At 53.9% G+C, this 26113-nt stretch carries 21 protein-coding genes; 14 read left to right on the top strand and 7 right to left on the bottom strand.

Annotated elements, in window-relative coordinates:
• Positions 1-10: 10 nt before the first annotated feature.
• From LA337_21055 to sspB, 5 genes are all read left to right on the top strand, one after another.
• The gene (locus tag LA337_21055; protein ID UBI15616.1) at positions 11-1138 is read left to right on the top strand and encodes an AFG1 family ATPase; all 1128 of its coding nucleotides are present in this window, start codon (positions 11-13) and stop codon (positions 1136-1138) included.
• Positions 1139-1356: 218 nt separating this feature from the next.
• Positions 1357-1785 carry a 50S ribosomal protein L13 gene (rplM, locus tag LA337_21050; GenBank protein ID UBI15615.1) on the top strand — a complete coding sequence of 143 codons (429 nt, stop codon included), beginning with the start codon at positions 1357-1359 and terminating at the stop codon, positions 1783-1785.
• Between the two features lie 15 nt (positions 1786-1800).
• Complete coding sequence (gene rpsI / locus LA337_21045) at positions 1801-2193, top strand: 30S ribosomal protein S9 (protein ID UBI15614.1); 393 nt, start codon at positions 1801-1803, stop codon at positions 2191-2193.
• A gap of 315 nt (positions 2194-2508) precedes the next feature.
• Positions 2509-3147 carry a stringent starvation protein A gene (gene sspA, locus LA337_21040; protein UBI15613.1) on the top strand — a complete coding sequence of 213 codons (639 nt, stop codon included), beginning with the start codon at positions 2509-2511 and terminating at the stop codon, positions 3145-3147.
• 5 nt (positions 3148-3152) lie between these two features.
• Positions 3153-3656, top strand: a complete 504-nt coding sequence (gene sspB / locus LA337_21035; protein UBI15612.1) for a ClpXP protease specificity-enhancing factor — start codon at positions 3153-3155, stop codon at positions 3654-3656.
• Between the two features lie 43 nt (positions 3657-3699).
• On the opposite strand, the gene dcuC is transcribed toward sspB, so the two are convergent.
• Positions 3700-5067 (bottom strand): anaerobic C4-dicarboxylate transporter DcuC, encoded by a 1368-nt coding sequence (dcuC, locus tag LA337_21030; protein ID UBI15611.1) that lies wholly within the window; start codon positions 5065-5067, stop codon positions 3700-3702.
• Positions 5068-5426: 359 nt separating this feature from the next.
• Between dcuC and nanR the strand changes: the two genes are divergently transcribed.
• From nanR to LA337_21005, 5 genes are all read left to right on the top strand, one after another.
• The gene (nanR, locus tag LA337_21025) at positions 5427-6218 is read left to right on the top strand and encodes a transcriptional regulator NanR (protein UBI15610.1); all 792 of its coding nucleotides are present in this window, start codon (positions 5427-5429) and stop codon (positions 6216-6218) included.
• 258 nt (positions 6219-6476) lie between these two features.
• Positions 6477-7370: an N-acetylneuraminate lyase gene (gene nanA / locus LA337_21020; GenBank protein UBI15609.1), complete on the top strand. Its 894-nt coding sequence runs from the start codon at positions 6477-6479 to the stop codon at positions 7368-7370.
• 110 nt (positions 7371-7480) lie between these two features.
• The gene (locus tag LA337_21015) at positions 7481-8971 is read left to right on the top strand and encodes an MFS transporter (protein UBI15608.1); all 1491 of its coding nucleotides are present in this window, start codon (positions 7481-7483) and stop codon (positions 8969-8971) included.
• Between the two features lie 105 nt (positions 8972-9076).
• A complete protein-coding gene (gene nanK / locus LA337_21010; protein UBI15607.1) occupies positions 9077-9946 on the top strand; it encodes an N-acetylmannosamine kinase in 870 nt (289 codons plus the stop codon).
• A 2-nt stretch (positions 9947-9948) separates the two neighbouring features.
• The gene (locus LA337_21005) at positions 9949-10416 is read left to right on the top strand and encodes a YhcH/YjgK/YiaL family protein (protein ID UBI15606.1); all 468 of its coding nucleotides are present in this window, start codon (positions 9949-9951) and stop codon (positions 10414-10416) included.
• 58 nt (positions 10417-10474) lie between these two features.
• Here LA337_21005 and LA337_21000 read toward each other — a convergent pair whose 3' ends face one another.
• From LA337_21000 to gltB, 4 genes are all read right to left on the bottom strand, one after another.
• Positions 10475-11755: a cytosine deaminase gene (locus LA337_21000; protein ID UBI15605.1), complete on the bottom strand. Its 1281-nt coding sequence runs from the start codon at positions 11753-11755 to the stop codon at positions 10475-10477.
• Entirely contained in the window at positions 11745-12995 is a 1251-nt protein-coding gene (gene codB, locus LA337_20995) for a cytosine permease (protein ID UBI15604.1), read from the bottom strand. Before codB ends, LA337_21000 begins: the two co-directional genes overlap by 11 nt.
• A 271-nt stretch (positions 12996-13266) precedes the next feature.
• On the bottom strand, positions 13267-14685 hold the full coding sequence (locus tag LA337_20990) for a glutamate synthase small subunit (GenBank protein ID UBI15603.1): 1419 nt from the start codon (positions 14683-14685) through the stop codon (positions 13267-13269).
• 12 nt (positions 14686-14697) lie between these two features.
• Positions 14698-19158, bottom strand: coding sequence for a glutamate synthase large subunit (gene gltB, locus LA337_20985; protein UBI15602.1), 4461 nt, complete (start codon positions 19156-19158; stop codon positions 14698-14700).
• Between the two features lie 684 nt (positions 19159-19842).
• Here gltB and LA337_20980 point away from each other — a divergent pair.
• The 4 genes from LA337_20980 (at position 19843) to mtgA (ending at position 24912) form a co-directional block, all read left to right on the top strand.
• Positions 19843-20772: a TIGR01212 family radical SAM protein gene (locus LA337_20980; protein ID UBI18529.1), complete on the top strand. Its 930-nt coding sequence runs from the start codon at positions 19843-19845 to the stop codon at positions 20770-20772.
• 203 nt (positions 20773-20975) lie between these two features.
• On the top strand, positions 20976-23312 hold the full coding sequence (gene arcB / locus LA337_20975; GenBank protein UBI15601.1) for an aerobic respiration two-component sensor histidine kinase ArcB: 2337 nt from the start codon (positions 20976-20978) through the stop codon (positions 23310-23312).
• Between the two features lie 230 nt (positions 23313-23542).
• Entirely contained in the window at positions 23543-24196 is a 654-nt protein-coding gene (elbB, locus tag LA337_20970; GenBank protein UBI15600.1) for an isoprenoid biosynthesis glyoxalase ElbB, read from the top strand.
• Complete coding sequence (gene mtgA / locus LA337_20965; GenBank protein UBI15599.1) at positions 24193-24912, top strand: monofunctional biosynthetic peptidoglycan transglycosylase; 720 nt, start codon at positions 24193-24195, stop codon at positions 24910-24912. The genes elbB and mtgA overlap by 4 nt, the downstream gene beginning before the upstream one ends.
• A 66-nt stretch (positions 24913-24978) precedes the next feature.
• On the opposite strand, the gene npr is transcribed toward mtgA, so the two are convergent.
• Positions 24979-25251, bottom strand: a complete 273-nt coding sequence (npr, locus tag LA337_20960; protein UBI15598.1) for a PTS phosphocarrier protein NPr — start codon at positions 25249-25251, stop codon at positions 24979-24981.
• On the bottom strand, positions 25248-26102 hold the full coding sequence (gene rapZ, locus LA337_20955) for an RNase adapter RapZ (protein ID UBI15597.1): 855 nt from the start codon (positions 26100-26102) through the stop codon (positions 25248-25250). Before rapZ ends, npr begins: the two co-directional genes overlap by 4 nt.
• Between the last annotated feature and the right edge of the window lie 11 nt (positions 26103-26113).

Genomic DNA, 26113 nt, shown 5'->3' with positions numbered 1-26113 from the left:
CAATAACATCATGCAAAGCCTTTCCCCGACATCGCGTTACCAGCAAGCACTCAAAGACGGCAGTCATCAACCCGACAATGTACAACTAGAAGCCGTGAATCGACTGGAAACAATTTTCCAGGCGCTTACGACGCCGACACGTCCTGCACCGCAGGAGAGCGGACTGATGGCGCGTTTTGGCAAATTGCTGGGCAAGCGTGAGTCACCGACCAACGCGCCGGTGCGTGGTTTGTATATGTGGGGCGGGGTTGGGCGCGGAAAAACCTGGCTGATGGATCTGTTCTACCATAGCCTGCCGGGCGAACGTAAACAGCGTTTGCACTTCCACCGTTTTATGCTGCGCGTCCATGAAGAGCTTACTGCCTTACAGGGGCAGAGCGATCCGTTGGAAATCATTGCCGACCGTTTTAAGGCCGAAACCGACGTGCTGTGCTTTGACGAATTTTTTGTTTCCGATATCACCGATGCCATGCTGCTCGGCGGCCTGATGAAAGCGCTCTTTGCCCGTGGTATTACGCTGGTGGCGACCTCCAATATTCCGCCAGATGAGCTGTATCGTAACGGTTTGCAACGCACGCGCTTTCTTCCTGCCATCGATGCCATCAAACAGCATTGCGACATCATGAATGTTGATGCTGGCGTCGATTATCGTCTGCGTACCTTAACGCAGGCGCATTTGTGGCTGTCGCCACTGAATGAGGAAACCCGCCAGCAGATGGATAAACTCTGGCTGGCATTAGCGGGAACCAAAGGTGAACATGCGCCGACGCTGGAGATCAATCATCGTCCAATGCAGACGCTGGCCGTCGAAAACCAAACGCTGGCGGTGTCGTTTACCACGCTCTGTGTCGATGCGCGTAGCCAACATGACTACATTGCGCTGTCGCGTCTGTTTCACACGGTGCTGTTGTTTGATGTGCCGGTCATGACCTCGCTGATGGAAAGCGAAGCGCGGCGTTTTATCGCGCTGGTGGATGAGTTCTATGAACGCCATGTCAAGCTGGTGATCAGTGCGGCATCACCACTCTATGAAATTTATCAGGGCGAGCGTCTGAAGTTTGAATTTCAGCGCTGTTTGTCGCGTTTGCAGGAGATGCAAAGCGAAGAGTATCTGAAGCGGGAACATTTAGCCGGTTAAACCTGCCGCAAATCACATAAAGGGGTCGATCTTTGACCCTGACTTCTCTATAATCTTGCGACCCCACGTTACGAGAGAGTTTTTTTCCCAAAACTTTCTATGCGCCGGCATAGGCTATTCGAAGGGGTAGGTTTGCTGGACAATGTCGTGTGAACCTCAACTGACAAAACGTTTGGGTGTTCACCAACGTGTAACTTATTTATTTGGGTAAGCTTTTAATGAAAACTTTTACAGCTAAACCAGAAACCGTAAAACGCGACTGGTATGTTGTTGACGCGACCGGTAAAACTCTGGGCCGTCTGGCTTCCGAACTGGCTCTGCGCCTGCGCGGTAAGCACAAAGCGGAATACACTCCGCACGTAGATACCGGTGATTACATCATCGTTCTGAACGCTGACAAAGTTGCTGTAACCGGCAACAAGCGTACTGACAAAGTGTACTATCACCACACCGGTCACATCGGTGGTATCAAACAAGCGACCTTTGAAGAGATGATTGCTCGCCGTCCTGAGCGTGTGCTTGAAATCGCGGTTAAAGGCATGCTGCCAAAAGGCCCGCTGGGTCGTGCTATGTTCCGTAAACTGAAAGTTTACGCTGGCAACGAGCACAACCACGCGGCACAGCAACCGCAAGTTCTTGACATCTAATCGGGATTATAGGCAATGGCTGAAAATCAATACTACGGCACTGGTCGCCGCAAAAGTTCCGCAGCTCGCGTTTTCATCAAACCGGGCAGTGGTAAAATCGTAATCAACCAACGTTCTCTGGAACAGTACTTCGGTCGTGAAACTGCCCGCATGGTAGTTCGTCAGCCGCTGGAACTGGTCGACATGGTTGAGAAACTGGATCTGTACATCACTGTTAAAGGTGGTGGTATCTCTGGTCAGGCTGGTGCGATCCGTCACGGTATCACCCGCGCTCTGATGGAGTACGACGAATCCCTGCGTGGCGAACTGCGTAAAGCTGGCTTCGTTACTCGTGATGCTCGTCAGGTTGAACGTAAGAAAGTCGGTCTGCGTAAAGCACGTCGTCGTCCTCAGTTCTCCAAACGTTAATTGTACTCTGCTTCGGCAGACAACAATTTGCGAAAAAACCCGCTTCGGCGGGTTTTTTTATCGTTTTTCTGCTCGTAGATCCACGGTAATCCGCTGATTGCCACCTCTTTTTCCCCATTTCAAGAATCGACTCACCACAAAGGTCACAAAATCTGGTAAACTATCATCCAATTTTCTGCCCAAATGTCCGGTATCGTTCATTTTTTGTTTGTATTTTGAACAGTAATGGCTTTTCCGAATCTGGGTGACATCACTTCTGGCTGGCCACTGAGTGGCTGGTAGCAGTAAAAATTCTGAATATACCTGGAGGTTTTCATGGCTGTCGCTGCCAACAAACGTTCGGTAATGACGCTGTTTTCTGGTCCTACTGACATCTATAGCCATCAGGTCCGCATTGTGCTGGCTGAGAAAGGTGTTAGTTTCGAGATTGAGCATGTGGAGAAGGACAATCCACCTCAGGATCTGATCGACCTCAACCCGAATCAGAGCGTACCGACACTGGTGGATCGTGAGCTGACCCTGTGGGAATCTCGCATCATTATGGAATACCTGGATGAGCGCTTCCCGCATCCGCCGCTGATGCCGGTTTACCCGGTTGCGCGTGGTGAAAGCCGCCTGTACATGCAGCGTATTGAAAAAGACTGGTACACGCTGATGAACGTCATCGTGAACGGTTCTGCTTCTGAAGCCGAAGTCGCGCGTAAGCGTCTGCGCGAAGAACTGCTGGCAATTGCGCCAGTATTTGGCCAGAAACCTTACTTCCTGAGCGATGAGTTCAGCCTGGTAGACTGCTACCTGGCGCCGCTGCTGTGGCGTTTACCGCAGTTGGGTATTGAATTCAACGGTGCAGGTTCGAAAGAACTGAAAGGGTACATGACTCGCGTCTTTGAGCGTGACTCTTTCCTGGCTTCTCTGACTGAGCCTGAACGTGAAATGCGTCTGGGCCGGGGTTAACCTGTATGGATTTGCCACAGCTAACACCACGCCGTCCGTATCTGCTGCGCGCATTCTATGAGTGGTTGTTAGACAACCAGCTCACGCCGCATCTGGTGGTGGATGTGACGCTTCAGGACGTGCAGGTTCCGATGGAATATGCGCGTGACGGGCAAATTGTTCTGAACATTGCACCGCGTGCGGTGGGTAACCTGGAGCTGGCTAACGATGAAGTGCGTTTTAACGCGCGCTTCGGTGGTGTGCCGCGTCAGGTTTCTGTACCGCTGGCGGCAGTTCTGGCAATTTATGCTCGTGAAAATGGCGCCGGTACTATGTTCGAACCGGAAGCCGCCTACGACGAAGATGTCGCCAGCTTAAATGATGACGACAACGACGCGCCTGGTTTTGAGAGTGAACCGGTTATGTCGGTCATTGATGGCGATAAGCCTGATAATGGCGACGACAACGATCCGGATGACACGCCGCCGCCGCCTCGCGGTGGGCGCCCAGCGCTACGCGTAGTGAAATAAAAAACAGGCCCTTTGGGGCCTGTTCTGTTTTCTGGCTTCGGGGTCAGTAAAACAGTGCGATGGTGGCTATCATATTCACCACAAATCCCACCGCCATCGGGATAGCCGTACGTTTTACCACCTCAAAGGGCGATACGCCGGCAATACCCGATGTCACTACAATTACCGCAGTAATGGGTGACACCGCCCGGGCCAGCGTAGTAGCAAAATGCATCGGCATAATCATCACTACCGCAGGAATATGTAGTCCGGCGGCTATATCCGGAATCAGGCTGGCAAAAGACATAAACGGCGCGTTGCCTGACCCCATAACGATCGCACAAGCGGCAATAACCACGGCCATGATGATCATCACGCCGATGCCGCCGAGACCGGAATGCTCTGCGCCTTTTATTACGGCGTCGACAGTCCCGATAGTCGTCAACCCTTTCGCAAAGATCTCACCGGCGACCACCAGCGTGACAACGTTGGCAAACTGCGTCCCCATGCCGTCAAAAAAAGCCTGCACATCATCCATCGTTTCGCGCAGATTATGTTTATGCAGGAATTCTACAAACATGGTCAGCGTCATGCTCATCAGCATCACCACCACCAGATTCAGCTCTGCTTTCATTAGCCCCATATGTGCAAGGGCAAGCGATCCCAACATCAGAAGCAACGGCATAACGGGGAGAATGGCGTAATAGAGTGGAGGTACGTTTTCCAGCGTCTTTTGTTCAGCGAATCCGTTGCTTTCCGGGAATGCTTTTTTATCAAACTGCCGCTGAACGAAAAAATGCGCAATAGCGACAGCAACGATCACGCACGATGCGACGGGTAACTGATACTGAAAGAAGTAGGTAGCGATTTTCATGCCTGCGACCTGCGCGGCAAAAATTGAGTTGGTTTCCAGGATGCCCCACTCAATTGACATCGAGGTGGCAATGACCGCCACCGCGGATATACGACTAACGCCAAGACTGACCAGCGTCGGGAACAGCGTCACCATCAGCAGCATGCCTAAACCGGAAGCGCTGGTAATGAACTGAGCCATGATCTGACCAATCACATAGGTGGCTGCAAGAACAACATAAGGTGAGCGGATTAGCTTTAATGGGCGGCTTAACAGGCTAACCATCGCTCTGCTGGCTCCCATCTTATCCATATAACGGGCATAACCGCCGACCGCCATGATTGATAACCCCAGTCCGGCAGCCCGGGTGGAAAGCATCCGCAGAATTTCGTTGTAAATATCGACCAGCAGATAGCCGCTGCTCTTGTCGTCAGCAACCAGCGCGCCGTAGCCCAGCCAGACGCCGCAGATCATCAGGAAGATCCCGGCGGCGGCCAGCACGACCTGCGGCTTGTAGTTTTTGAGGATCAGGTAACCCATCGTTAATAAAACGATGACAGAGATAATGATGCCGAACATTGTTTCACTCCATGCCAGAGAAGAAGATAAATCCGGTAATAATGCTGTTGTCAAAACGGATGTTATATTTTTTCGGGTGCTTTTTATGGAGTGAATATCTTATTTTTAATTCGATGTTTAAATTATTTATCGTTATAAAATAGATGGTTATGATAATTTATCACGTTCATATTCATAAATTTCATGAAGCGAATATGATGCTGTTTAATTAAAGAAAAGCGTAATGCTTAAACATAATAAAATATCCTGAAGATAGATATTACCAATAAGTCGCCCAGCCCGATTGACCATCATTTCACCCTGCTTTCGATCCTGTGTTAGGATAAACCTGCTGTTGTTTGTCACCACGACTTAGCTGAATGGACCCTATGAACGCATTTGATTCGCAAGCTGAAGACTCTCCATCCACCATTGGCCGTAGCTTACGCAATCGCCCGCTGGCGCGTAAAAAACTGTCTGAGATGGTTGAAGAAGAACTGGAGCAGATGATTCGTCGTCGGGAATTTGGCGAGGGCGAACAGTTGCCGTCTGAGCGGGAGCTGATGGCCTTCTTTAACGTGGGCCGTCCTTCTGTACGAGAAGCGCTGGCAGCGTTAAAACGCAAAGGTCTGGTACAAATCAACAACGGCGAGCGCGCCCGCGTTTCGCGTCCTTCGGCTGATACTATTATCAGCGAGCTGTCCGGTATGGCGAAAGATTTCCTCGCGCATCCCGGCGGCATTGCCCACTTCGAACAGTTGCGACTGTTCTTTGAATCAAGCCTGGTCCGATATGCCGCCGAACATGCGACGGACGAGCAAATCGACAGACTGGCGAAAGCGCTGGAGATCAACAGCCAGTCGCTCGATGACAATGCGTTGTTCATTCGCTCGGATGTTGATTTTCACCGTGTGCTGGCGGAGATCCCGGGCAACCCCATCTTTATGGCCATCCATGTTGCGCTGTTAGACTGGCTGATTGCAGCTCGTCCGGCCGTCGCCGATCAAGAGTTGTATGAGCACAATAACGTGAGTTATCAGCAGCATATAGCTATTGTCGACGCAATTCGCCAGCGCGATCCTGAAGAAGCGGACCGCGCACTGCAAGAACACCTCAACAGCGTTTCCGCGACCTGGCACGCCTTCAGCAAAAGTAAAAAATTGCGTAAGTGATCGCGATCCTGACGATCGTTTAAACACAAAATCATTCAAGTTGCATCAAGGCGGCAAGAGAGCGAGCCCCCTGGAGCATAGGTAACTATGTGACAGGGGTGAGCGAACGCAGCTACGCAGAGGCGGCTTGAAGAATGAAGTGTTTAGTGAAGTAGATCGCACTATAAGCGTTCTGTATTGTATTGCTGCTTATTTGATCTGGTATAACAGGTATAAAGGTATGCAGTCAGATAACACTAATCATCGTCAGAGGTCGTTATGGCAAGAGATTTAAAAGGCGTAATGCCAGCATTGTTAACCCCATTCGATAATCAACAGCGACTGGACATCGAGAGTCTGCGCCGCCTGGTTCGTTTCAACATTGGTCAAGGTGTAGATGGGCTCTATGTCGGTGGCTCAACGGGTGAGGCCTTTGTCCAAAACCGCGTTGAAAGAGAGCAGGTACTGGAAATTGTTGCCGAAGAAGCGAAAGGCAAGGTGACGCTTATCGCCCACGTTGGCACGGTAAGCACCGAAGAGAGCCAACAGCTGGCGAGCGCCGCGCATCGCTACGGCTTTGATGCGGTTTCGGCCGTCACGCCGTTTTACTATCCGTTCAGCTTTGAAGAGCATTGCGATCACTATCGCGCGATTATTGATTCTGCTGATGGTTTACCGATGGTGGTCTATAACATTCCGGCGCTGAGCGGTGTGAAATTGACGCTGGATCAGATCAACACGCTGGTGACGTTGCCGGGCGTTGGTGCGCTGAAGCAAACTTCAGGCGATCTCTATCAGATGGAACAGATCCGCCGCGCTCACCCCGATCTGGTGCTTTATAACGGCTATGACGAGATCTTCGCTTCTGGTCTGCTTGCGGGTGCAGATGGCGGTATCGGTAGCACTTACAACATCATGGGATGGCGTTATCAGGGAATTGTGAAAGCGCTCAAAGAAGGCGACATCCGGACGGCGCAAAAGCTGCAAACCGAGTGCAATAAAGTTATCGATCTGCTTATTAAGGTTGGCGTGTTCCGCGGCCTGAAAACGGTACTGCACTATATGGATGTGGTTTCTGTCCCACTGTGCCGTAAACCATTTGCCCCGGTAGATGAACGATATCTGCCGGAACTGAAAGCGCTGGCAAACCAACTGCTGGCGGAAAAGGCGTAATCGCGGGTCGCCGGGGGCGCTTCGCTTGCCCGGCCTGGATTTTTCGACTTTAGGCCGGATAGGGCAAAGCCGCCGTCCGGCACAACAACAAAAATCGTCGGGAGAGTAAAATGAGTACTTCTACCCAGAGCATCCCGTGGTATCGCCATCTCAATCGGGCGCAATGGCGGGCATTTTCCGCCGCCTGGCTGGGATATTTACTTGATGGTTTTGATTTTGTATTAATCGCCCTTGTGCTAACTGAAGTACAAGGTGAATTCGGACTGACGACGGTGCAGGCTGCCAGCCTGATCTCGGCCGCCTTTATCTCCCGTTGGTTTGGCGGATTAATGCTGGGGGCCATGGGCGATCGTTACGGACGCCGCCTGGCGATGGTCACCAGCATCATTCTGTTCTCCGTGGGGACGCTGGCCTGCGGCTTCGCGCCGGGCTACACCACCATGTTTATCGCCCGCCTGGTTATCGGTATGGGAATGGCGGGTGAGTACGGCTCCAGCGCAACCTATGTTATTGAAAGCTGGCCAAAACACCTGCGAAACAAAGCCAGCGGCTTCCTGATTTCCGGCTTCTCCGTTGGCGCAGTTATCGCCGCCCAGGTTTACAGCCTGGTGGTCCCGATCTGGGGGTGGCGCGCGCTGTTCTTCATCGGCATTTTGCCCATTATCTTCGCCCTCTGGCTGCGTAAAAATATTCCGGAAGCGGAAGACTGGAAAGAGAAACACGAAGGCAAAGCGCCGGTACGCACGATGGTGGACATTCTCTACCGGGGTGAGCATCGGGTAATTAATATTCTGATGACGCTCGCCGCCGCAACCGCGCTGTGGTTCTGCTTTGCTGGCAACCTGCAAAATGCGGCTATCGTGGCGGTTCTTGGACTGATCTGCGCGTTTATCTTCATTAGCTTTATGGTGCAAAGCAGCGGGAAACGCTGGCCGACGGGCGTCATGCTGATGGTGGTCGTGCTATTCGCCTTCTTGTACTCGTGGCCGATTCAGGCGCTGCTGCCTACATATCTGAAAACCGAACTCATGTATGACCCCTCAACGGTTGCCAGAGTGCTCTTCTTTAGCGGCTTTGGCGCGGCGGTCGGTTGTTGCGTCGGTGGTTTTCTTGGTGACTGGCTGGGCACGCGTAAAGCTTATGTCTGCAGTCTACTGGCTTCGCAACTGCTGATTATTCCAGTGTTCGCGATTGGCGGCTCAAACGTCTGGGTACTGGGTTTATTGTTGTTTTTCCAGCAAATGCTTGGTCAAGGGATCTCCGGGATCTTACCAAAACTGATCGGTGGCTATTTCGATACCGACCAGCGTGCGGCGGGCCTGGGCTTCACCTACAACGTGGGCGCACTGGGTGGGGCACTGGCGCCGATCATCGGCGCGCTGATTGCCCAACGTCTGGATCTCGGAACCGCGCTGGGATCGCTCTCTTTCGGTCTGACATTTGTGGTGATCCTGCTGATTGGTCTCGATATGCCGTCCCGCGTACAGCGCTGGCTGCGCCCTGAAGCGTTGCGTACGCATGATGCCATTGATGGTCGACCGTTTAGCGGGGCCGTGCCGTTCGGCGGTGACAAAAGCACCATGGTGAAATCCAAAAGTTAATCGGGTTGCCCGGCGCTAAACCGGGCAATGACGTAAGGGAAGAACGATGTCGCTATTTGAGCAACAGGATAAAAAGATTATCACCGCGATGCAGAAGGCTGTGTCATGACCACGCTGGCGATTGATATCGGCGGCACCAAACTGGCTGCCGCGCTGATAGACAGTAATCTGCAAATCCGCGAGCGGCGTGAATTGCCAACGCCTGCCAGCAAAACGCCGGATGCACTGCGCGCCGCGTTATATGCTCTGATTGCGCCGTTACAGGGGCAGGCAACGCGGGTGGCGATCGCTTCGACGGGGATTATCCGCGAAGGTTCTCTGCTGGCGCTGAATCCGTACAATCTCGGCGGGCTACTGCATTTTCCTTTGGTACAAACGCTAAAAGATCTTACCGCGTTGCCGACGCTGGCAGTCAATGATGCCCAGGCAGCGGCATGGGCTGAGTATCATGCGCTTGGCGGCGAGTACCGCGATATGGTGTTTATTACCGTTTCCACCGGCGTGGGCGGTGGGGTGGTCAGCGAAGGAAAACTGCTGACCGGCAGCGGCGGTCTGGCCGGGCATCTGGGACATACGCTGGCTGATCCGCATGGGCCTGTTTGCGGCTGCGGGCGTGTGGGCTGCGTTGAGGCGATCGCTTCCGGACGTGGAATAGCGGCGGCAGCCGAAGGCGCGCTTGCTGGATGCGACGCCAAAACCATTTTTAGCCGCGCCGGGCAGGGGGATGAGCAAGCAAGCCGGTTGATCCATCGTTCAGCGCGGACCCTGGCAAGGCTTGTCGCCGATGTGAAGGCCACGACCGATTGCCAGATCGTGGTGATTGGCGGCAGCGTTGGGCTGGCTGAAGGGTATCTGGCGCTGGTGGAACATTATCTGGCACAAGAGCCTTTGGCCTATCACGTGGAATTACTGGCGGCGCATTACCGTCATGACGCTGGATTACTGGGGGCCGCGCTGTTGGCCCTGGGAGATTGATTATGATGTCAGATGAGTTGCGTTCACTGCCTTCTGCCGGATTACATCCGGTCTTGCAGCAGGCATTAACGCTTGCCGTTGCGGCGAATCCGCAGGAGAAAACGCCTGGGCGCTACGAGTTGCAGGGCGATAATATTTTTATGAATGTCATGCAATTTGCAACGCAGAACCCAGAGCACAAGAAAGCGGAGCTGCATCAGCAGTACATTGACATTCAGGTGCTGCTATCCGGCGAAGAACGTATTCTGTTTGGGATGGCCGATTCTGCTCGTCAGTGCGAAGAGATGCACGTTGAGGATGATTATCAGCTGTGCAGCCAGATTGCCGATGAGCAGGCTATGGTACTGAAGCCGGGAAGATTTGTGATTTTTATGCCGGGCGAGCCGCATAAACCGGGTTGCGTGGCGCAGGCCCCGATGGATATCAAAAAGGTGGTGATCAAGGTGCGCGCCAGCTTATTACAAGCCTGACGATGAGAGACCGTGTCGGATGGCAAGGCTTGCGCCATCCGACATGGAATATAACGACCTAGCGTTTAAACGTCACCGCTTCTGGCTGGGTCAGATGCAGCGTAGTCCGAGCTGGCACAGTCTCGGCAATGACTCGCCCGTGACGAATGGAATAACGGGCAGGCGTCTGGCGACGAACTGCATCAAATCCATTCTCTGCCGGTAAAATCACCAGATTCGCGGAATTCCCCACGTTCAGACCGTAGTCCTGCAGGTGCAGGGTTTTCGCGCTGTGGGTGGTGACCAGGTTCAGCCCATCGTTAATCTGCCCGTACCCCATCAACTGGCACACGTGTAACCCCATATGCAGCACCTGCAGCATATTCGCGGTACCCAGCGGATACCACGGGTCGAAGACGTCATCATGACCGAAGCAGACGTTGATCTCCGCCTCCAGCATCTCTTTGACGCGCGTTACGCCGCGGCGTTTAGGATATGTGTCAAAGCGCCCTTGCAGGTGAATATTCACCAGTGGATTGGCGACAAAGTTAATGCCGGACATTTTCAACAGGCGGAAAAGACGGGAAGCATACGCGCCGTTATAGGAGTGCATTGCCGTGGTATGGCTGGCGGTCACGCGTTCGCCCATATTGTAGCGATGCGCCAGCGCCGCGACGGTTTCAACAAAGCGTGATTGCTCATCGTCAATTTCGTCGCAGTGCACGTCGATAAGCCTGTCGTATTTTTGCGCGAGGGCGAAAATTTTGTGCAGCGACTCCACGCCATATTCACGCGTGAATTCGAAGTGGGGGATCGCGCCAATGACATCGGCACCCAGACGCACGGCTTCCTCTAATAACGCCTCACCGTTGGGGTAAGAAAGAATACCCTCTTGCGGGAACGCCACAATCTGCAGTTCTACCCACGGAGCGACTTCTTGCTTCACCTCCAGCATGGCTTTTAGCGCCGTCAACGTAGGGTCGGAAACGTCAACGTGAGTACGGACATACTGAATGCCGTTGGCCATTTGCCACTTCAGGGTCTGCATGGCGCGCGCTTTGACGTCTTCGTGAGTGAGCATTGCCTTACGTTCGGCCCAGCGCTCAATGCCTTCAAACAATGTACCAGACTGGTTCCAGCTCGGCTCCCCCGCGGTTTGCGTGGTGTCGAGATGGATATGTGGCTCAACAAACGGGGGAATTGCCAGACCACCTTCGGCATCAAGAATTTCACCCTGTGGCAACGTAGCTGCGTCCTGAGGCTCAATCCGGCTGAAGCGCCCGTCTTCAATCGTGAGCTGCCACAATCCTTCGCGTCCCTGTAAACGCGCCTGACGAATGGTGATGTTATTATTCTGCATGGCTGACCTCTGGTGATTTAACAAGGCTGCGATTGAAAAGGGGATTCAGCAGGATATAGCTGAATACGCCGCCGAGTACGGCGTTGACGGGCACGATGCCGGGGATATAGTGGCCGGCGGCAATGCCCAGTGCAACGGACAGGATAGCTATCCAGTTTACGGAAATAAATTGCGCTTTGCTGAAGTCGGCATACCGGCGATGGTTCAGCAGATAGTCGGCGATAATCACCCCGCCAATTGGGGGAATTGCTGCCGACAGAAATGTCAGCCAGCCGACAAAGTTATTGTAAAGCCACAGCGCGCACAGTGTGCCGATAATTCCGTTAGCCACTGACAGCGTACGGCTGGAAAGGCCGGTAATATTGGCAAATCCAAGGCCTGAGGCGTATAGCGCATTGTCGTTGGTGGTCCAGATATTCAGGCCAAGCACCACAATTGCGGGCAGCAGCAGTCCCTGGGCAATCATCACGTCAGAGATATCTGCCTGTCCAACAGCGGCGGCACCCGCTGCGCCGAAAATAAACATCAGCGAATTGCCAAGGAAAAACGCCACCATGGCAATCAGCACCGCGCCTTTGGCGTTGCGGCCAAAGCGAACAAAGTCGGCAGTTAACGTCCCAGCGCTGACAAACGAGCCGACCACCAGCGCCAGCGCGGTGGAGAAATTAAGCGGCGTCTGCGGCACTATCGCTTTTAAATGATCTAAACCGCCTACATCGCTCACCGCCAGCCAGACGGAGTAGCTGCCAAGAATGACGATGGCAGGTACGGCGATGATAGATAAAACGGTCAGGGCCGAAATACCAAAAAAGATGGTCAGGGTCATCAACAGACCGGAAACCGCAATCAGGATATTGACGTCAAGCCCCGTCGCTTTGCCGACCGGGATAGCAAACATGGCTACACCCACGCCAAACCAACCTACCTGTGTGCCGCCTAACAGCAGTGAAGGAAGCCATGAACCTTTCAAACCAAATGAGTAACGCGCCAGAAGGTGGGTTGAGAGCCCTGTTTTTGCGCCGATAAAGCCGAGAAATGCAGTGTAAATACCGAGGAGAAGATTACCGAAGAGAACTGCCAGGAAGAAATCATTATAAGAAAGACCGGTACCGAGTGTGCCACCGGTCCACATACTGGCGGAAAAAAATGTGAGCCCCAACATGACAAACGTTAGTGGAATCACGCCTTTCCGCGCCGCCAGAGGGACGGGGCCCTGGCTATAATTGTTGTCCTGCGACACAACGCCTCCATGAATTTTGCCCAAAAAATCCGCCGCATAATATACAGTTCTCAGAATAAAGCAAACGTTTACGTGTGATATTTTCTTGATAATTATTCGTGGGGTTAATGGTTCGCTGGTTTTTCTCCGTCGTCAGTGAACCACCGCGTGCGAGTTGAGTTTCCAGTATGGTTTGCGAGCGGTTTTCGAAGAATGATTCCGCATGTATTTTGCGGAGAAATATTGGCTCCCCATCCATCAGCGTCAGGCTGTGGCAGGGGAGCCAGAAGTATTACACTTCCAGGTAGTTCAGGATACCGTCCGCCGCTTTTCGACCTTCGGCAATCGCGGTAACTACCAGATCCGAACCACGCACGATGTCGCCACCGGCGAAGATTTTCGGGTTGCTGGTCTGGAAGGCGTTATCGCTGCGTTCCGGCGCAATAATACGACCCTGAGAATCCAGTTCGACGCTGTGCTCTTTCAGCCACTCCATACTGTGCGGGCGGAAGCCGAACGCCAGTAGCACCGCATCAGCCGGAACAACGTGCTCGGAACCGGCGACGATCTCCGCGCGGCGACGGCCCTTCGCATCCGGTTCGCCCATTTCGGTACGCGCCATTTTCACGCCGCATACTTTACCGTTGGCATTCACTTCCACGCCTAACGGCTGGACGTTGAACTGGAACTCTACACCTTCTTCGCGCGCGTTTTTCACTTCGCGCTTAGAACCCGGCATGTTTTCTTCGTCACGACGATAGGCGCAGATGACGTGTGCTGCGTTCTGGCGAACCGAGGTCCGCACGCAGTCCATCGCGGTATCGCCACCGCCGAGAACGACGACGCGTTTGCCTTCCATGCTGATGTACGGCTCATCGCTGCTTTCGCCAAAGCCCATCAACTGTTTAGTATTGGCGATCAGGAACGGCAGGGCATCAAATACGCCGGAAGCGTCTTCGTTTTCCAGCCCACCACGCATCGACTGATAGGTACCTACGCCAAGGAACACGGCGTCGTAATCCTTCAGCAGGGAGTCGAGCTGCACATCGCGGCCCACTTCCACGTTCAGTTTGAACTCGATGCCCATGTCGGTGAAGATTTCACGACGACGGGTCATGACCTCTTTTTCCAGCTTGAAGGCCGGGATACCGAAGGTCAGCAGGCCGCCGATTTCCGGGTGACGGTCAAATACCACCGCCTTCACGCCGTTGCGGGTCAGCACGTCGGCACAGGCCAGACCCGCCGGACCCGCACCGATGATCGCGACGCGCTTGTCAGTCTGGCGCACGCCGGTCATATCCGGACGCCAGCCCATTTCGAACGCTTTATCGTTGATATAGCGCTCGATGTTGCCGATGGTCACTGCGCCGAACTCATCGTTCAGCGTACAGGATCCTTCGCACAGTCGGTCCTGCGGGCACACACGACCACAGACTTCCGGCAGGGTGTTGGTCTGGTGCGACAGTTCTGCTGCTTCAAAGATACGTCCCTCATTTGCCAGCTTCAGCCAGTTCGGGATGTAGTTATGCACCGGGCATTTCCACTCGCAGTACGGGTTGCCGCAAGACAGGCAACGGTCTGCCTGTGCTTTGGCCTGACCTTCAGAAAACGGCTCGTAGATCTCGATAAATTCGATCTTACGGATCTTCAGCGGCTTCTTCGGCGGATCAACACGCTGCAGGTCGATAAATTGGTATACGTTCTGACTCATTGCTGCTACCCCTTACTGCGCCTGCACACGCAGCTCTGCTGCGCTACGACTACGGTGACCCAACAGTGCTTTCACATCACTGGATTTTGGTTTTACCAGCGCGAATTTCGCAGAGAATGCTGGCCAGTTAGCCAGGATCTCTTCGCCGTGTGAAGAGCCGGTATGCTGGACGTGCTCGGTAATCAGACCGCGCAGGTGTTCCTCGTGGATAGCCAGCGAGTCCACGCTCAGCACTTCTACCAGTTCCGGGTTCACGCGTTTGCGGAATTCACCGTCTTCGTCGAGCACGTAGGCGAATCCGCCCGTCATACCCGCCCCGAAGTTGACGCCCGTTTTGCCGAGAATACAGACGATACCGCCGGTCATATATTCGCAGCCGTTGTCGCCAATACCTTCAACCACGGTGATAGCCCCGGAGTTACGTACTGCAAAGCGCTCACCCGCACGACCCGCGGCAAACAGGCGGCCACCGGTGGCGCCGTACAGACAGGTGTTACCAATGATGCTCGCCTCATGGCTACGGAAAGCGGAGCCAACCGGAGGACGCACTGCCAGCAGGCCGCCCGCCATGCCTTTACCGACATAGTCGTTGGCATCGCCGGTAAGATACAGCTCCACGCCGCCTGCGTTCCACACGCCGAAGCTCTGGCCTGCGGTACCGCTGAAGTGCGCTTTGATCGGGTCAGATGCCAGCCCCTGATCGCCATGCGTTTGAGCGATATAGCCCGACAGCGACGCGCCGACTGAACGGTCGGTGTTGCGGATATCGAACCAGAAAGTTTTGCTCTGGCGCTCGTCGACATACGGTTTCGCCTGCTGTAACAGTTGGGCGTTCAGTACGCCGTTATCAAACGGCGGGTTGTTCTCGGTGCAATGCAGCGCTTTACCCGGATGTGGTTCAGCGGTTTCCAGCAGACGATACAGCTCCAGCTTCTGCTGTTTGGCGGTAAATCCTTCCAGCTCTTTGAGCAGGTCGGTACGACCAATAAGATCCACCAGACGTTTCACGCCCAGCTCGGCCATCAGCTCGCGCACTTCGCGGGCGATAAATTCAAAGTAGTTGGTCACTTTGAACGGCAGGCCGTGATAGTGGTTCTTACGCAGTTTGTCGTCCTGAGTCGCCACGCCGGTTGCACAGTTGTTCAGGTGGCAAATACGCAGGTATTTACAGCCCAACGCCACCATCGGACCGGTGCCGAAACCAAAGCTTTCCGCACCCAGAATCGCCGCTTTAATGATATCGACGCCGGTTTTCAGACCGCCATCGACCTGCAGACGAATCTTGTGACGCAGGCCGTTAGCCACCAGCGCCTGCTGGGTTTCCACCAGACCCAGTTCCCACGGGCAGCCCGCATATTTCACGGAGGAGAGTGGGCTTGCGCCGGTGCCGCCGTCGTAGCCAGCAATGGTGATAAGGTCCGCATAGGCTTTCGCCACGCCAGTGGCGATGGTGCCAACGCCCGGTTCGGAAACCAGCTTGACCGAGATCATCGCTTTCGGGTTGACCTGTTTGAGGTCGAAAATCAGCTGCGCTAAGTCCTCGATAGAGTAGATATCGTGGTGCGGCGGCGGGGAGATCAGCGTCACCCCCGGCACCGAATAGCGCAGTTTGGCGATGTACGGGGTGACTTTATCACCTGGTAACTGACCGCCTTCGCCAGGCTTCGCGCCCTGAGCGACTTTAATCTGAATAACATCGGCGTTGACCAGATACGCCGGGGTTACGCCAAAGCGACCAGAAGCAACCTGCTTAATCCGCGACACCTTGTTAGTGCCGTAGCGCGCCGGGTCTTCGCCGCCTTCACCGGAGTTCGAGTTACCGCCGATGCTGTTCATAGCTTCAGCCAGCGCTTCGTGTGCTTCCGGGCTTAATGCGCCGATGGACATGGCTGCGGTATCAAAGCGTTTAAACAGTTCGGTTGCAGGTTCGACTTCGTTAATGCTTACGGCTTCATCGCCAGGCGTAATCGCCAGCAGATCGCGCAGCGTGGCCGCTGGACGCTCATTGACCAGCCGGGCATATTCCTGATAGTCACTGTATTCACCGCTTTGTACCGCCTGTTGCAGCGTGCGTACCACGTCCGGGTTGTAGGCGTGGTATTCGCCCCCGTGGACGTATTTCAGCAAACCGCCCTGGCTGATGGGTTTACGCGCCAGCCATGCATGTTTGGAAAGATTCAGCAGATCCTGCTGGAAGTCGGTAAACCCTGCGCCGCTGATGCGGCTGACCACGCCCTGGAAACACAGCGCAACGACATCATCATGCAGACCAACGGCTTCAAACAGCTTCGAGCAGCGGTAAGAGGCGATGGTCGAGATGCCCATCTTGGACATGATTTTGTACAGACCTTTGTTGATGCCGTTACGGTAGTTCAGCATCACAGTCCGGTAATCTTTGGCAATCGCCTGAGTGTCGATCAGTCGTCCCAGCGTTTCATACGCGAGATACGGATAAATGGCCGTCGCGCCAAAGCCGAGCAGGACAGCAAAATGGTGCGGGTCGCGGGCACTGGCGGTTTCAACGATGATGTTGGCATCGCAACGCAGGCTTTGTTCAACCAGACGCGTTTGCACTGCGCCCACGGCCATCGGCGCCGGAACCGGCAGGCGGTTTTTGGCGATGTTACGGTCAGAGAGCACCAGCAGTACGGTGCCGTTACGCACCATCTGTTCGGCTTTATCACACAGGGCTTTGACGGTCTCTTCGAGCGTGGTTTCGGTCACGTCGAAGGTAATATCCAGTCGATCGGCGCGATAATGCTCCTCTTTCATGGTCGTCAGCTGGGTGAAATCGGAGTACAGCAGGATCGGCGATTTAAAGCTCAGGCGGTGTGCCTGACCTTCGGCTTCGCAGAAGACATTCATCTCACGACCGATGCTGGTGGCCAGCGACATAACGTGCGCTTCACGCAGCGGGTCGATCGGCGGGTTAGTCACCTGCGCGAACTGCTGGCGGAAGTAGTCATAAATGATTCGCGGCTGGCTGGAGAGCACGGCAAACGGGGTATCATCACCCATTGAACCGACCGCTTCCTGACCATTTTCGCCGAGCACGCGGATTACGGAATCCAGCTCTTCGGCGCTGTAGTTAAACTGTTTTTGGTAGCTGGCGAGGGTGTCATCGTCCAGTTCACGGCTGCCGACCTGATCGTCAGCCAGATCTTCGAACGGCACCAGACGGCGGACGTTCTTCTCCATCCACTCTTTGTACGGATGACGACTTTTCAAATCGTCATCGGTTTCGGCAGAGTGCAGAATGCGCCCGCTGCGGGTATCGATAACCATCAGCTCGCCAGGCCCGACACGGCCTTTTTCAACCACTTCATCCGGTTGATAATCCCAGATCCCAACTTCAGAAGCGCAGGTAATCAGCTTGTCTTTGGTGATAACGTAGCGCGCCGGACGCAGGCCGTTTCGGTCGAGGTTACAGGCGGCAAAGCGACCGTCGGACATGACGATGCCAGCCGGGCCATCCCACGGCTCCATGTGCATGGAGTTAAAGTCAAAGAATGCGCGCAGCTCCGGATCCATATCCGGGTTGTTCTGCCAGGCCGGCGGCACCAGTAAGCGCATGGCACGGATGATGTCCATCCCGCCTGCCAGCAGCAGTTCCAGCATGTTATCCATTGAACTTGAGTCGGAGCCGGTTTCGTTAACGAACGGCGCAGCGTCGTGCAGATCCGGGATCAAAGGCGTCTGGAATTTATAGGTACGTGCGCGTGCCCACTGGCGGTTGCCGGTGATGGTGTTGATTTCACCGTTATGCGCCAGGTAGCGGAACGGCTGCGCCAGCGGCCAACGTGGTACGGTGTTAGTGGAGAAACGCTGGTGGAACAGGCAGATGGCCGATTCCAGACGCAGGTCCGCGAGGTCCAGGTAAAAGCGCGGCAGATCCGCCGGCATACACAGACCTTTATAGATATTGACCAGGTTCGACAAGCTACAGACGTAAAAGTCTTTATCTTCCTGGAGACGTTTTTCAATACGACGGCGCGCGATGAACAGGCGGCGTTCCATATCACGCGGGCGCCAGCCCGCAGGGGCGTTGACAAAAATTTGCTCGATACGAGGCAGGGAGGAGAGCGCAATTTCACCGAGAACACCTTCGTTGGTCGGCACGTCGCGCCAGCCGACAATCGACAGGGTCTCCTGCTGTAATTCTTCTTCAACAATGCGACGAGAAGCCGCGGCCAGCTCAGCGTCTTTATTTAAAAAGATCATGCCGACGGCGTAGTTTTTGGCTAAACGCCAGCCGCGCTCTTGCGCCACGATGCGGAAAAAGCGGTCCGGTTTTTGTAACAGCAGGCCGCAACCATCGCCGGTTTTTCCATCGGCAAGAATTGCGCCACGGTGCTGCATACGGGCCAGTGCGTGTATGGCGGTACGCACTACCTTGTGGCTAGGTTCGCCTTCTATGTGGGCGATCAGGCCGAAACCACAGTTATCCCTCTCAAGGGATTTATCGTACAACATATCAGTGAACCTCCCCAGGCTCTGCGGGATTCCCATCTGGACCGTTGCGCACGGGCACACCAAGAGCATGGCGACGGGGTTTGCGTGTCATACGCTTACCTCGCATTCGCCCTCTTTATCCTTTTCGCACAGGTCAAACAAGTTTGAGGACTTGCTTCAGAGGGAATCTCAATTACTGCATAAATATGATGAGCAGACTGCTCATCCAGAAAGCTTCCAGCGGATTTCCAAGTTATCGGGAATCCACACACAGGTCAAATGGCAATCTTATTTATGCAAAAATGTGCTATGGGGTAATTAAATTTATGAATTTATTGAAATAAAAGGGTTTTTTACATTGATTTAACCTGAGGGGAATGCCCTGGGAAGTGTGATCTGTCTCACTGTCAGAAAGGCCGGATATCTCTCGTCCTGCCTTTGTTTATCGAGATGCTTGGCATTTTATGCTGGTTTTTAAAGTTTTGGCGTCTTAAAGATACTGTTTTTACGCTGAGAGTATAAGAAGATAAAAAAAACTGCCGGATATAAGGAAAAGTAATTATATTTCGAGTGAATGAAATTCCGATTATTTTGATTTGTTATGCAATAAATAAAGGCTCGCCAGGGCGATTGATCCAGGTCATCGCCGACTGGGGTAAAAAATGGCAGGCTTTGGCCTCTTTTCAAGGCGCGGTCTACCAGATTATGCAGTTACAGAAATTAGTCAATATGTTTGGTGGGGATCTTTCTCGCCGTTATGGGCAAAAGGTTCATAAACTCACGCTACACGGCGGTTTTAGCTGTCCAAATCGCGATGGCACCATCGGTCGCGGCGGATGCACTTTCTGTAATGTGGCCTCATTTGCTGATGAAGCGCAGCAGCACCATTCCATTGCTGAGCAGCTTGAGCATCAGGCACATCTGGTCAATCGCGCGAAACGCTATTTGGCCTATTTCCAGGCCTATACCAGCACCTTTGCTGAAGTGCAGGTGCTGCGTTCGATGTATCAACAGGCGATCAGCCAGGCCAACATTGTCGGGTTATGCGTTGGCACACGTCCCGACTGCGTGCCGGATGCGGTACTCGACCTGCTTTGCGAGTATAAAGACCTCGGCTATGAGGTTTGGCTGGAGCTCGGTCTGCAAACTGCGCATGACAAAACCCTGCACCGCATTAACCGCGGCCATGATTTCGCTTGCTACCAGAACACCACGCGGCTGGCGCGCGAGCGCGGGCTGAAGGTCTGCTCACACTTGATTGTTGGTCTGCCGGGAGAGGGGCAGGCGGAATGTCTGCAAACCATGGAGCGTGTGGTGGAGACGGGCGTTGACGGTATTAAGCTGCATCCGCTGCATATTGTGAAAGGCAGTACGATGGCGAAAGCCTGGGAGGCCGGGCGACTGAACGGAATTGAGCTGGACGACTATACGGTTACCGCCGGGGAGATGATCCGCCATACGCCGCCAGAGGTGATTTATCATCGCATTTCTGCCAGCGCGCGCCGCCCAACGCTGTTGGCGCCGCTCTGGTGCGAAAACCGTTGGACCGGGATGGTCGAACTGGACAAATACCTTAACGAGCATGGCGTGCAAGGCTCGGCGCTGGGTACGCCGTGGGTGCAGCCGGAGAGCTAATCTTCTGTAGGTCGGACGCCGGATAAGGCAAATCCGGCATCCGGCAATCTGCGTCTGCTTGCCTGATGGCGCTTCGCTTATCAGGCCTACGATGAACCACTCCCCGGTCATTTCACCGATAACCTCCGCATTTCTTGCACAATCTTCAACGTCACGCCGAGAATTGAGTATTATTGTGCCAAGTTGTCGTGAAGGAACTCTCTATGAAGCAAATCCGTATGCTGGCGCAATATTACGTCGACCTGATGATGAAGTTGGGTCTGGTGCGCTTTTCGCTGCTATTGGCGCTGGCTCTGGTCGTGTTGGCAATTGTGGTGCAGATGGCTGTCACCATGGTGCTGCACGGCCAGGTAGAAAGCATTGATGTTATCCGCTCTATCTTTTTTGGTCTGTTAATTACTCCCTGGGCCGTCTATTTCCTGTCAGTGGTGGTGGAGCAACTGGAAGAGTCCCGGCAGCGCCTGTCACGACTGGTACAAAAGCTGGAAGAGATGCGCGAGCGCGATCTCAAGCTCAATGTGCAGTTGAAAGACAATATTGCCCAGCTCAATCAGGAAATTGTTGAGCGCGAAAAAGCCGAAGCGGAGCGCCAGGAAACGTTCGAGCAGCTGAAGGTCGAAATTAAAGAGCGTGAGGAAGCGCAGATCCAGCTTGAGCAACAGTCTTCCTTCTTACGCTCTTTCCTCGATGCCTCGCCGGATCTGGTTTTTTATCGTAATGAAGATAAAGAATTTTCCGGCTGTAACCGCGCCATGGAACTGCTGACCGGCAAAAGCGAAAAGCAATTGGTGAATTTAAAACCTGCTGATGTTTACTCCCCTGAGGCGGCTGAAAAGGTTATTGAAACCGACGAGAAGGTATTCCGTCATAACGTTTCGCTCACCTACGAACAGTGGCTGGACTACCCGGACGGACGCAAAGCCTGCTTTGAAATTCGCAAGGTGCCTTACTATGACCGCGTAGGTAAGCGACATGGCCTGATGGGCTTTGGGCGTGATATTACCGAGCGTAAGCGTTATCAGGACGCGCTTGAGCGCGCCAGCCGCGATAAGACCACCTTCATTTCAACTATCAGTCACGAGCTGCGCACCCCGCTTAACGGTATTGTCGGCTTAAGCCGGATCTTGTTGGATACGGACCTGACCGCTGAGCAGGAAAAATACCTGAAAACTATCCACGTCTCTGCCGTGACGCTGGGGAATATTTTCAACGATATTATCGATATGGATAAGATGGAGCGACGTAAAGTCCAGCTCGATAACCAGCCTGTTGATTTCACCAGTTTTATGGCGGATCTGGAAAACCTCTCTGGCCTGCAGGCGCAGCAAAAGGGGCTGCGTTTTGTGCTTGAACCAACGCTGCCGCTGCCGCATAAGGTCATTACCGACGGCACGCGTTTGCGACAGATTCTGTGGAATCTTATCAGCAACGCCGTGAAGTTTACCCAGCAGGGGCAGGTGACCGTGCGCGCGCGCTATGACCAGGGGAACATGCTGCATTTCGAGGTTGAAGATTCCGGGATCGGCATTCCGCAGGATGAGCAGGATAAAATCTTCGCCATGTATTATCAGGTTAAGGACAGCAACGGCGGCAAACCGGCAACGGGAACCGGGATTGGACTGGCCGTATCGAAGCGTCTGGCGAAAAACATGGGCGGTGATATTACGGTCTCAAGCCAGGCTGGCAAAGGTTCCATCTTTACGCTGACCGTGCATGCGCCTGCGGTAGCGGAAGAGATTGAAGACGCTTTTGAAGACGATGACATGCCGCTGCCCGCCCTGAATGTGCTGCTGGTGGAAGACATTGAACTGAACGTTATTGTCGCACGTTCAGTGCTGGAAAAACTGGGCAACAGCGTGGATGTCGCCATGACCGGGAAAGCCGCGCTGGAAATGTTCACGCCGGGCGAATATGACCTGGTGCTGCTGGATATTCAGCTACCGGATATGACCGGCCTGGATATCTCGCGCGAGCTGACGCAAAAATATGCCCGTGAGGACCTGCCGCCGCTGGTTGCGCTTACCGCCAACGTCCTGAAAGATAAAAAAGAGTATCTGGACGCGGGAATGGACGACGTGCTGAGTAAGCCGCTGTCGGTTCCAGCGTTAACCGCCATGATTAAAAAATACTGGGATACCCGAAACAAAGAGGAGAGCACTGTGACATCTGAAGAGAGCAGTAAATCGCAAGCGCTGTTAGATATTCCTATGTTGGAACAATACCTCGAGCTGGTGGGACCGAAGTTAATTACCGACGGGCTGGCGGTGTTTGAGAAGATGATGCCGGGATATTTGAGCGTGCTGGAGTCAAATCTGACCGCTCGGGACAAAAAAGGCGTTGTTGAGGAAGGCCATAAAATTAAAGGCGCGGCAGGTTCTGTTGGGCTGCGCCACCTGCAACAGTTAGGCCAGCAGATCCAGTCGCCGGATCTTCCTGCCTGGGAAGATAATGTTGCTGAATGGATTGAAGAGATGAAGCAGGAGTGGCAGCACGATGTGGCGGTATTGAAGGCCTGGGTGGCGAGCGTGGAAAAAAAATGACCCCGGCTTAACCGGGGTGCGCGAATACTGCGCCAACACCAGGGAAATCGTGGCTGCGCCGTAAATTATTATCATTATTTACAAGGGCGCAGCCCTAATTTTCAGGCCGCACGCAGTTAAGATAGCAAATCTTAAATAATTTGTTACATGAATCAGTTAAATGTGTGAAGCGTAGCATTTAAATCATAATAACTAATATGTTTCAGCCAGCTTAGAAAAGGAGTATCGCGATGAAAAAAGTGGGTGTAGTGCTCAGCGGATGCGGCGTGTATGACGGCGCAGAGATCCATGAAACGGTTCTCACGCTTCTGGCCATTGCCCGCAACGGCGCTCAGGCTGTCTGTTTCGCACCGGATAAACAACAAGCGGATGTGATTAATCATCTGACCGGCGAGCCGATGCAGAAAACGCGTAATGTGCTGATTGAAGCCGCACGTATTACACGCGGCGAGATTCGCCCACTGGCTCAGGCAGTCTCAACAGAACTGGACGCGTTGATAGTGCCTGGCGGGTTTGGCGCGGCTAAAAATCTGAGCAATTTTGCCAGTCAGGGCAGTGAATGCCGGGTTGACAGTGATTTAGCTGCGCTGGCGCTGGCGATGCATCAGGCGGGTAAGCCACTGGGATTTATGTGCATTGCGCCCGCCATGTTACCTAAAATTTTTGACTTTCCGCTGCGTCTGACCATCGGTACTGATATCGATACGGCAGAGGTGCTGGAAGAGATGGGCGCTGAGCATGTGCCTTGTCCGGTTGATGACATTGTCGTCGATGAAGACAACAAAATTGTCACTACGCCTGCCTATATGCTGGCGCAGGATATCGCTCAGGCTGCGAGTGGTATCGATAAACTGGTATCGCGTGTACTGGTGCTGGCTGAATGAGAAAAGGCGTTACCGCTTTTCTGCGGCGTATCTTTCTGCGGACGGTCGTTGTCCTCGCTGTATTCTGGGGCGGGGGCATCGCACTTTTCAGCGTGATGCCGGTGCCGTTCTCGGCGGTAATGGTCGAGCGGCAACTGGGTGCATGGCTGTCTGGTGATTTCGGTTATGTGGCGCACTCGGACTGGGTGAGCATGGATGAGATCTCTGTGTGGATGGGGCTGGCGGTGATTGCCGCAGAGGACCAGAAGTTTCCCGAGCACTGGGGATTTGATGTCTCCGCCATAGAGAAAGCGCTGGCGCACAACGAACGTAATGAGAACCGTATTCGCGGGGCGTCGACGTTATCGCAACAGACGGCGAAAAACCTCTTTCTGTGGGATGGACGTAGCTGGGTGCGTAAGGGCCTTGAAGCCGGGCTAACGCTGGGTATGGAAACTGTCTGGAGCAAGAAACGTATTCTGACCGTCTATCTGAACGTTGCGGAGTTTGGCGATGGAATTTTTGGCGTGGAGGCCGCTGCGCAGCACTATTTCCATAAGCCAGCCAGCCGGCTGAGTTTGTCTGAAGCGGCCTTGCTGGCGGCGGTGTTACCCAATCCTATGCGTTTTAAGGCGAATGCGCCTTCTGGTTATGTACGTAGCCGTCAGGCGTGGATTATGCGACAAATGCGCCAGTTAGGCGGTGAGTCGTTTATGCGGGAACATAAGCTGTATTAGCTGAGTTATTGCCGGATGCGGCGTAAACGCCTTATCCGGCCTACTGGCTACGTTCTGTGTACTCGATTAATCTTCGTCAAAGCCTGAGTTAAACAGGGCAATTACCGCTGCCAGGGCTTCAACTTCCTGTGGACCCGTGGCTTCAACTTCTATCTGACGCCCTTTGGCGGAGTCCAGCATCAGCAGAGCGATAACGCTGTTGGCCTCGGCTTCCGTTCCTTCATCATTACGCAGCAACACTTCTGCTTCGAAGCCCTGCATCAATTCAAACAGTTTCATGGCTGGGCGGGCATGCATACCCAGCTTATTCGTGATTTCAACGGTTTGCTTCACGGTCATGATTTACGTTTTTCCAGCGTGCGATGGCGTGACTGCACGTTTTTACCGCGTGAGCGGAAGTAGTCAGCCAGCTGCTCTGCAATATACACCGAACGGTGCTTCCCGCCGGTACAGCCGATGGCTACGGTGAGGTAGCTGCGGTTGTTGGTCTCCAGCATGGGTAACCATAGCTCAAGATAGCTGCGAGTCTGGTAGATAAAATTGTGTACTTCTGTGTGCCTGTCGAGGAAGGCTGCGACGGGGCGGTCAAGACCGGTCATCGGGCGCAGCTTCGGATCCCAGTGCGGGTTAGGCAGGAAGCGCACGTCAAAGACGTAATCCGCGTCAATCGGGATACCGTGTTTGAAACCAAAGGATTCGAATACCATCGTCAATTCGCGTTCACGCTTGCCCAGCAGTCGGGTACGCAACATTTCCGCCAGTTCGTGCACGGACATTTCGGAGGTATCAACGATCAGGTCAGCGCGAGAGCGCAGGGGCTCCAGCAAATCGCTTTCCTTATCGATAGCACTTTCCAGAGATAAGTTCTTGCTGGAAAGCGGATGCAGGCGACGGGTGTCGCTGTAGCGGCGAATCAGGGTGTTGCGATCGGCGTCAAGGAACAGCAACTGCGGTGAGAAGCCTTCAGGCAGGTTGTTCATCGCCTGCTCGAAAATTTCCGGGGACTCAGGCATGTTGCGCACATCAATGCTGACGGCCGCAGAAATCTGGCGATCGGCCAGAGTACGAGCCAGATCGGGCAACAGCACTACGGGAAGGTTATCCACGCAGTAAAAACCCATATCTTCCAGCGCACGCAGGGCGACAGATTTACCTGACCCCGAACGACCGCTGACGATCATCAGTACCATGTACTGTTTCT

The sequence above is a fragment of the Citrobacter europaeus genome (assembly GCA_020099315.1).
Taxonomy (GTDB): Bacteria; Pseudomonadota; Gammaproteobacteria; order Enterobacterales; family Enterobacteriaceae; genus Citrobacter; species Citrobacter europaeus.
The sequence above is the reverse complement of the archived record's forward strand: the minus strand, read 5'-3'. Positions and strand labels throughout refer to the sequence as shown.

Bases quoted from the DNA above. Each gene is read 5' to 3' on its own strand.
- gltB (UBI15602.1), bottom strand. From the start codon at position 19,158: ATGTTGTACGATAAATCCCTTGAGAGGGATAACTGTGGTTTCGGCCTG.
- sspA (UBI15613.1), top strand. From the start codon at position 2,509: ATGGCTGTCGCTGCCAACAAACGTTCGGTAATGACGCTGTTTTCTGGT.
- LA337_20990 (UBI15603.1), bottom strand. From the start codon at position 14,685: ATGAGTCAGAACGTATACCAATTTATCGACCTGCAGCGTGTTGATCCG.
- npr (UBI15598.1), bottom strand. From the start codon at position 25,251: ATGACCGTGAAGCAAACCGTTGAAATCACGAATAAGCTGGGTATGCAT.
- LA337_20980 (UBI18529.1), top strand. From the start codon at position 19,843: ATGCAGTTACAGAAATTAGTCAATATGTTTGGTGGGGATCTTTCTCGC.
- mtgA (UBI15599.1), top strand. From the start codon at position 24,193: ATGAGAAAAGGCGTTACCGCTTTTCTGCGGCGTATCTTTCTGCGGACG.
- LA337_21005 (UBI15606.1), top strand. From the start codon at position 9,949: ATGATGTCAGATGAGTTGCGTTCACTGCCTTCTGCCGGATTACATCCG.
- LA337_21000 (UBI15605.1), bottom strand. From the start codon at position 11,755: ATGCAGAATAATAACATCACCATTCGTCAGGCGCGTTTACAGGGACGC.
- dcuC (UBI15611.1), bottom strand. From the start codon at position 5,067: ATGTTCGGCATCATTATCTCTGTCATCGTTTTATTAACGATGGGTTAC.
- nanA (UBI15609.1), top strand. From the start codon at position 6,477: ATGGCAAGAGATTTAAAAGGCGTAATGCCAGCATTGTTAACCCCATTC.
- LA337_21015 (UBI15608.1), top strand. From the start codon at position 7,481: ATGAGTACTTCTACCCAGAGCATCCCGTGGTATCGCCATCTCAATCGG.
- rapZ (UBI15597.1), bottom strand. From the start codon at position 26,102: ATGGTACTGATGATCGTCAGCGGTCGTTCGGGGTCAGGTAAATCTGTC.
- nanK (UBI15607.1), top strand. From the start codon at position 9,077: ATGACCACGCTGGCGATTGATATCGGCGGCACCAAACTGGCTGCCGCG.
- arcB (UBI15601.1), top strand. From the start codon at position 20,976: ATGAAGCAAATCCGTATGCTGGCGCAATATTACGTCGACCTGATGATG.
- nanR (UBI15610.1), top strand. From the start codon at position 5,427: ATGGACCCTATGAACGCATTTGATTCGCAAGCTGAAGACTCTCCATCC.
- sspB (UBI15612.1), top strand. From the start codon at position 3,153: ATGGATTTGCCACAGCTAACACCACGCCGTCCGTATCTGCTGCGCGCA.
- elbB (UBI15600.1), top strand. From the start codon at position 23,543: ATGAAAAAAGTGGGTGTAGTGCTCAGCGGATGCGGCGTGTATGACGGC.
- LA337_21055 (UBI15616.1), top strand. From the start codon at position 11: ATGCAAAGCCTTTCCCCGACATCGCGTTACCAGCAAGCACTCAAAGAC.
- rplM (UBI15615.1), top strand. From the start codon at position 1,357: ATGAAAACTTTTACAGCTAAACCAGAAACCGTAAAACGCGACTGGTAT.
- rpsI (UBI15614.1), top strand. From the start codon at position 1,801: ATGGCTGAAAATCAATACTACGGCACTGGTCGCCGCAAAAGTTCCGCA.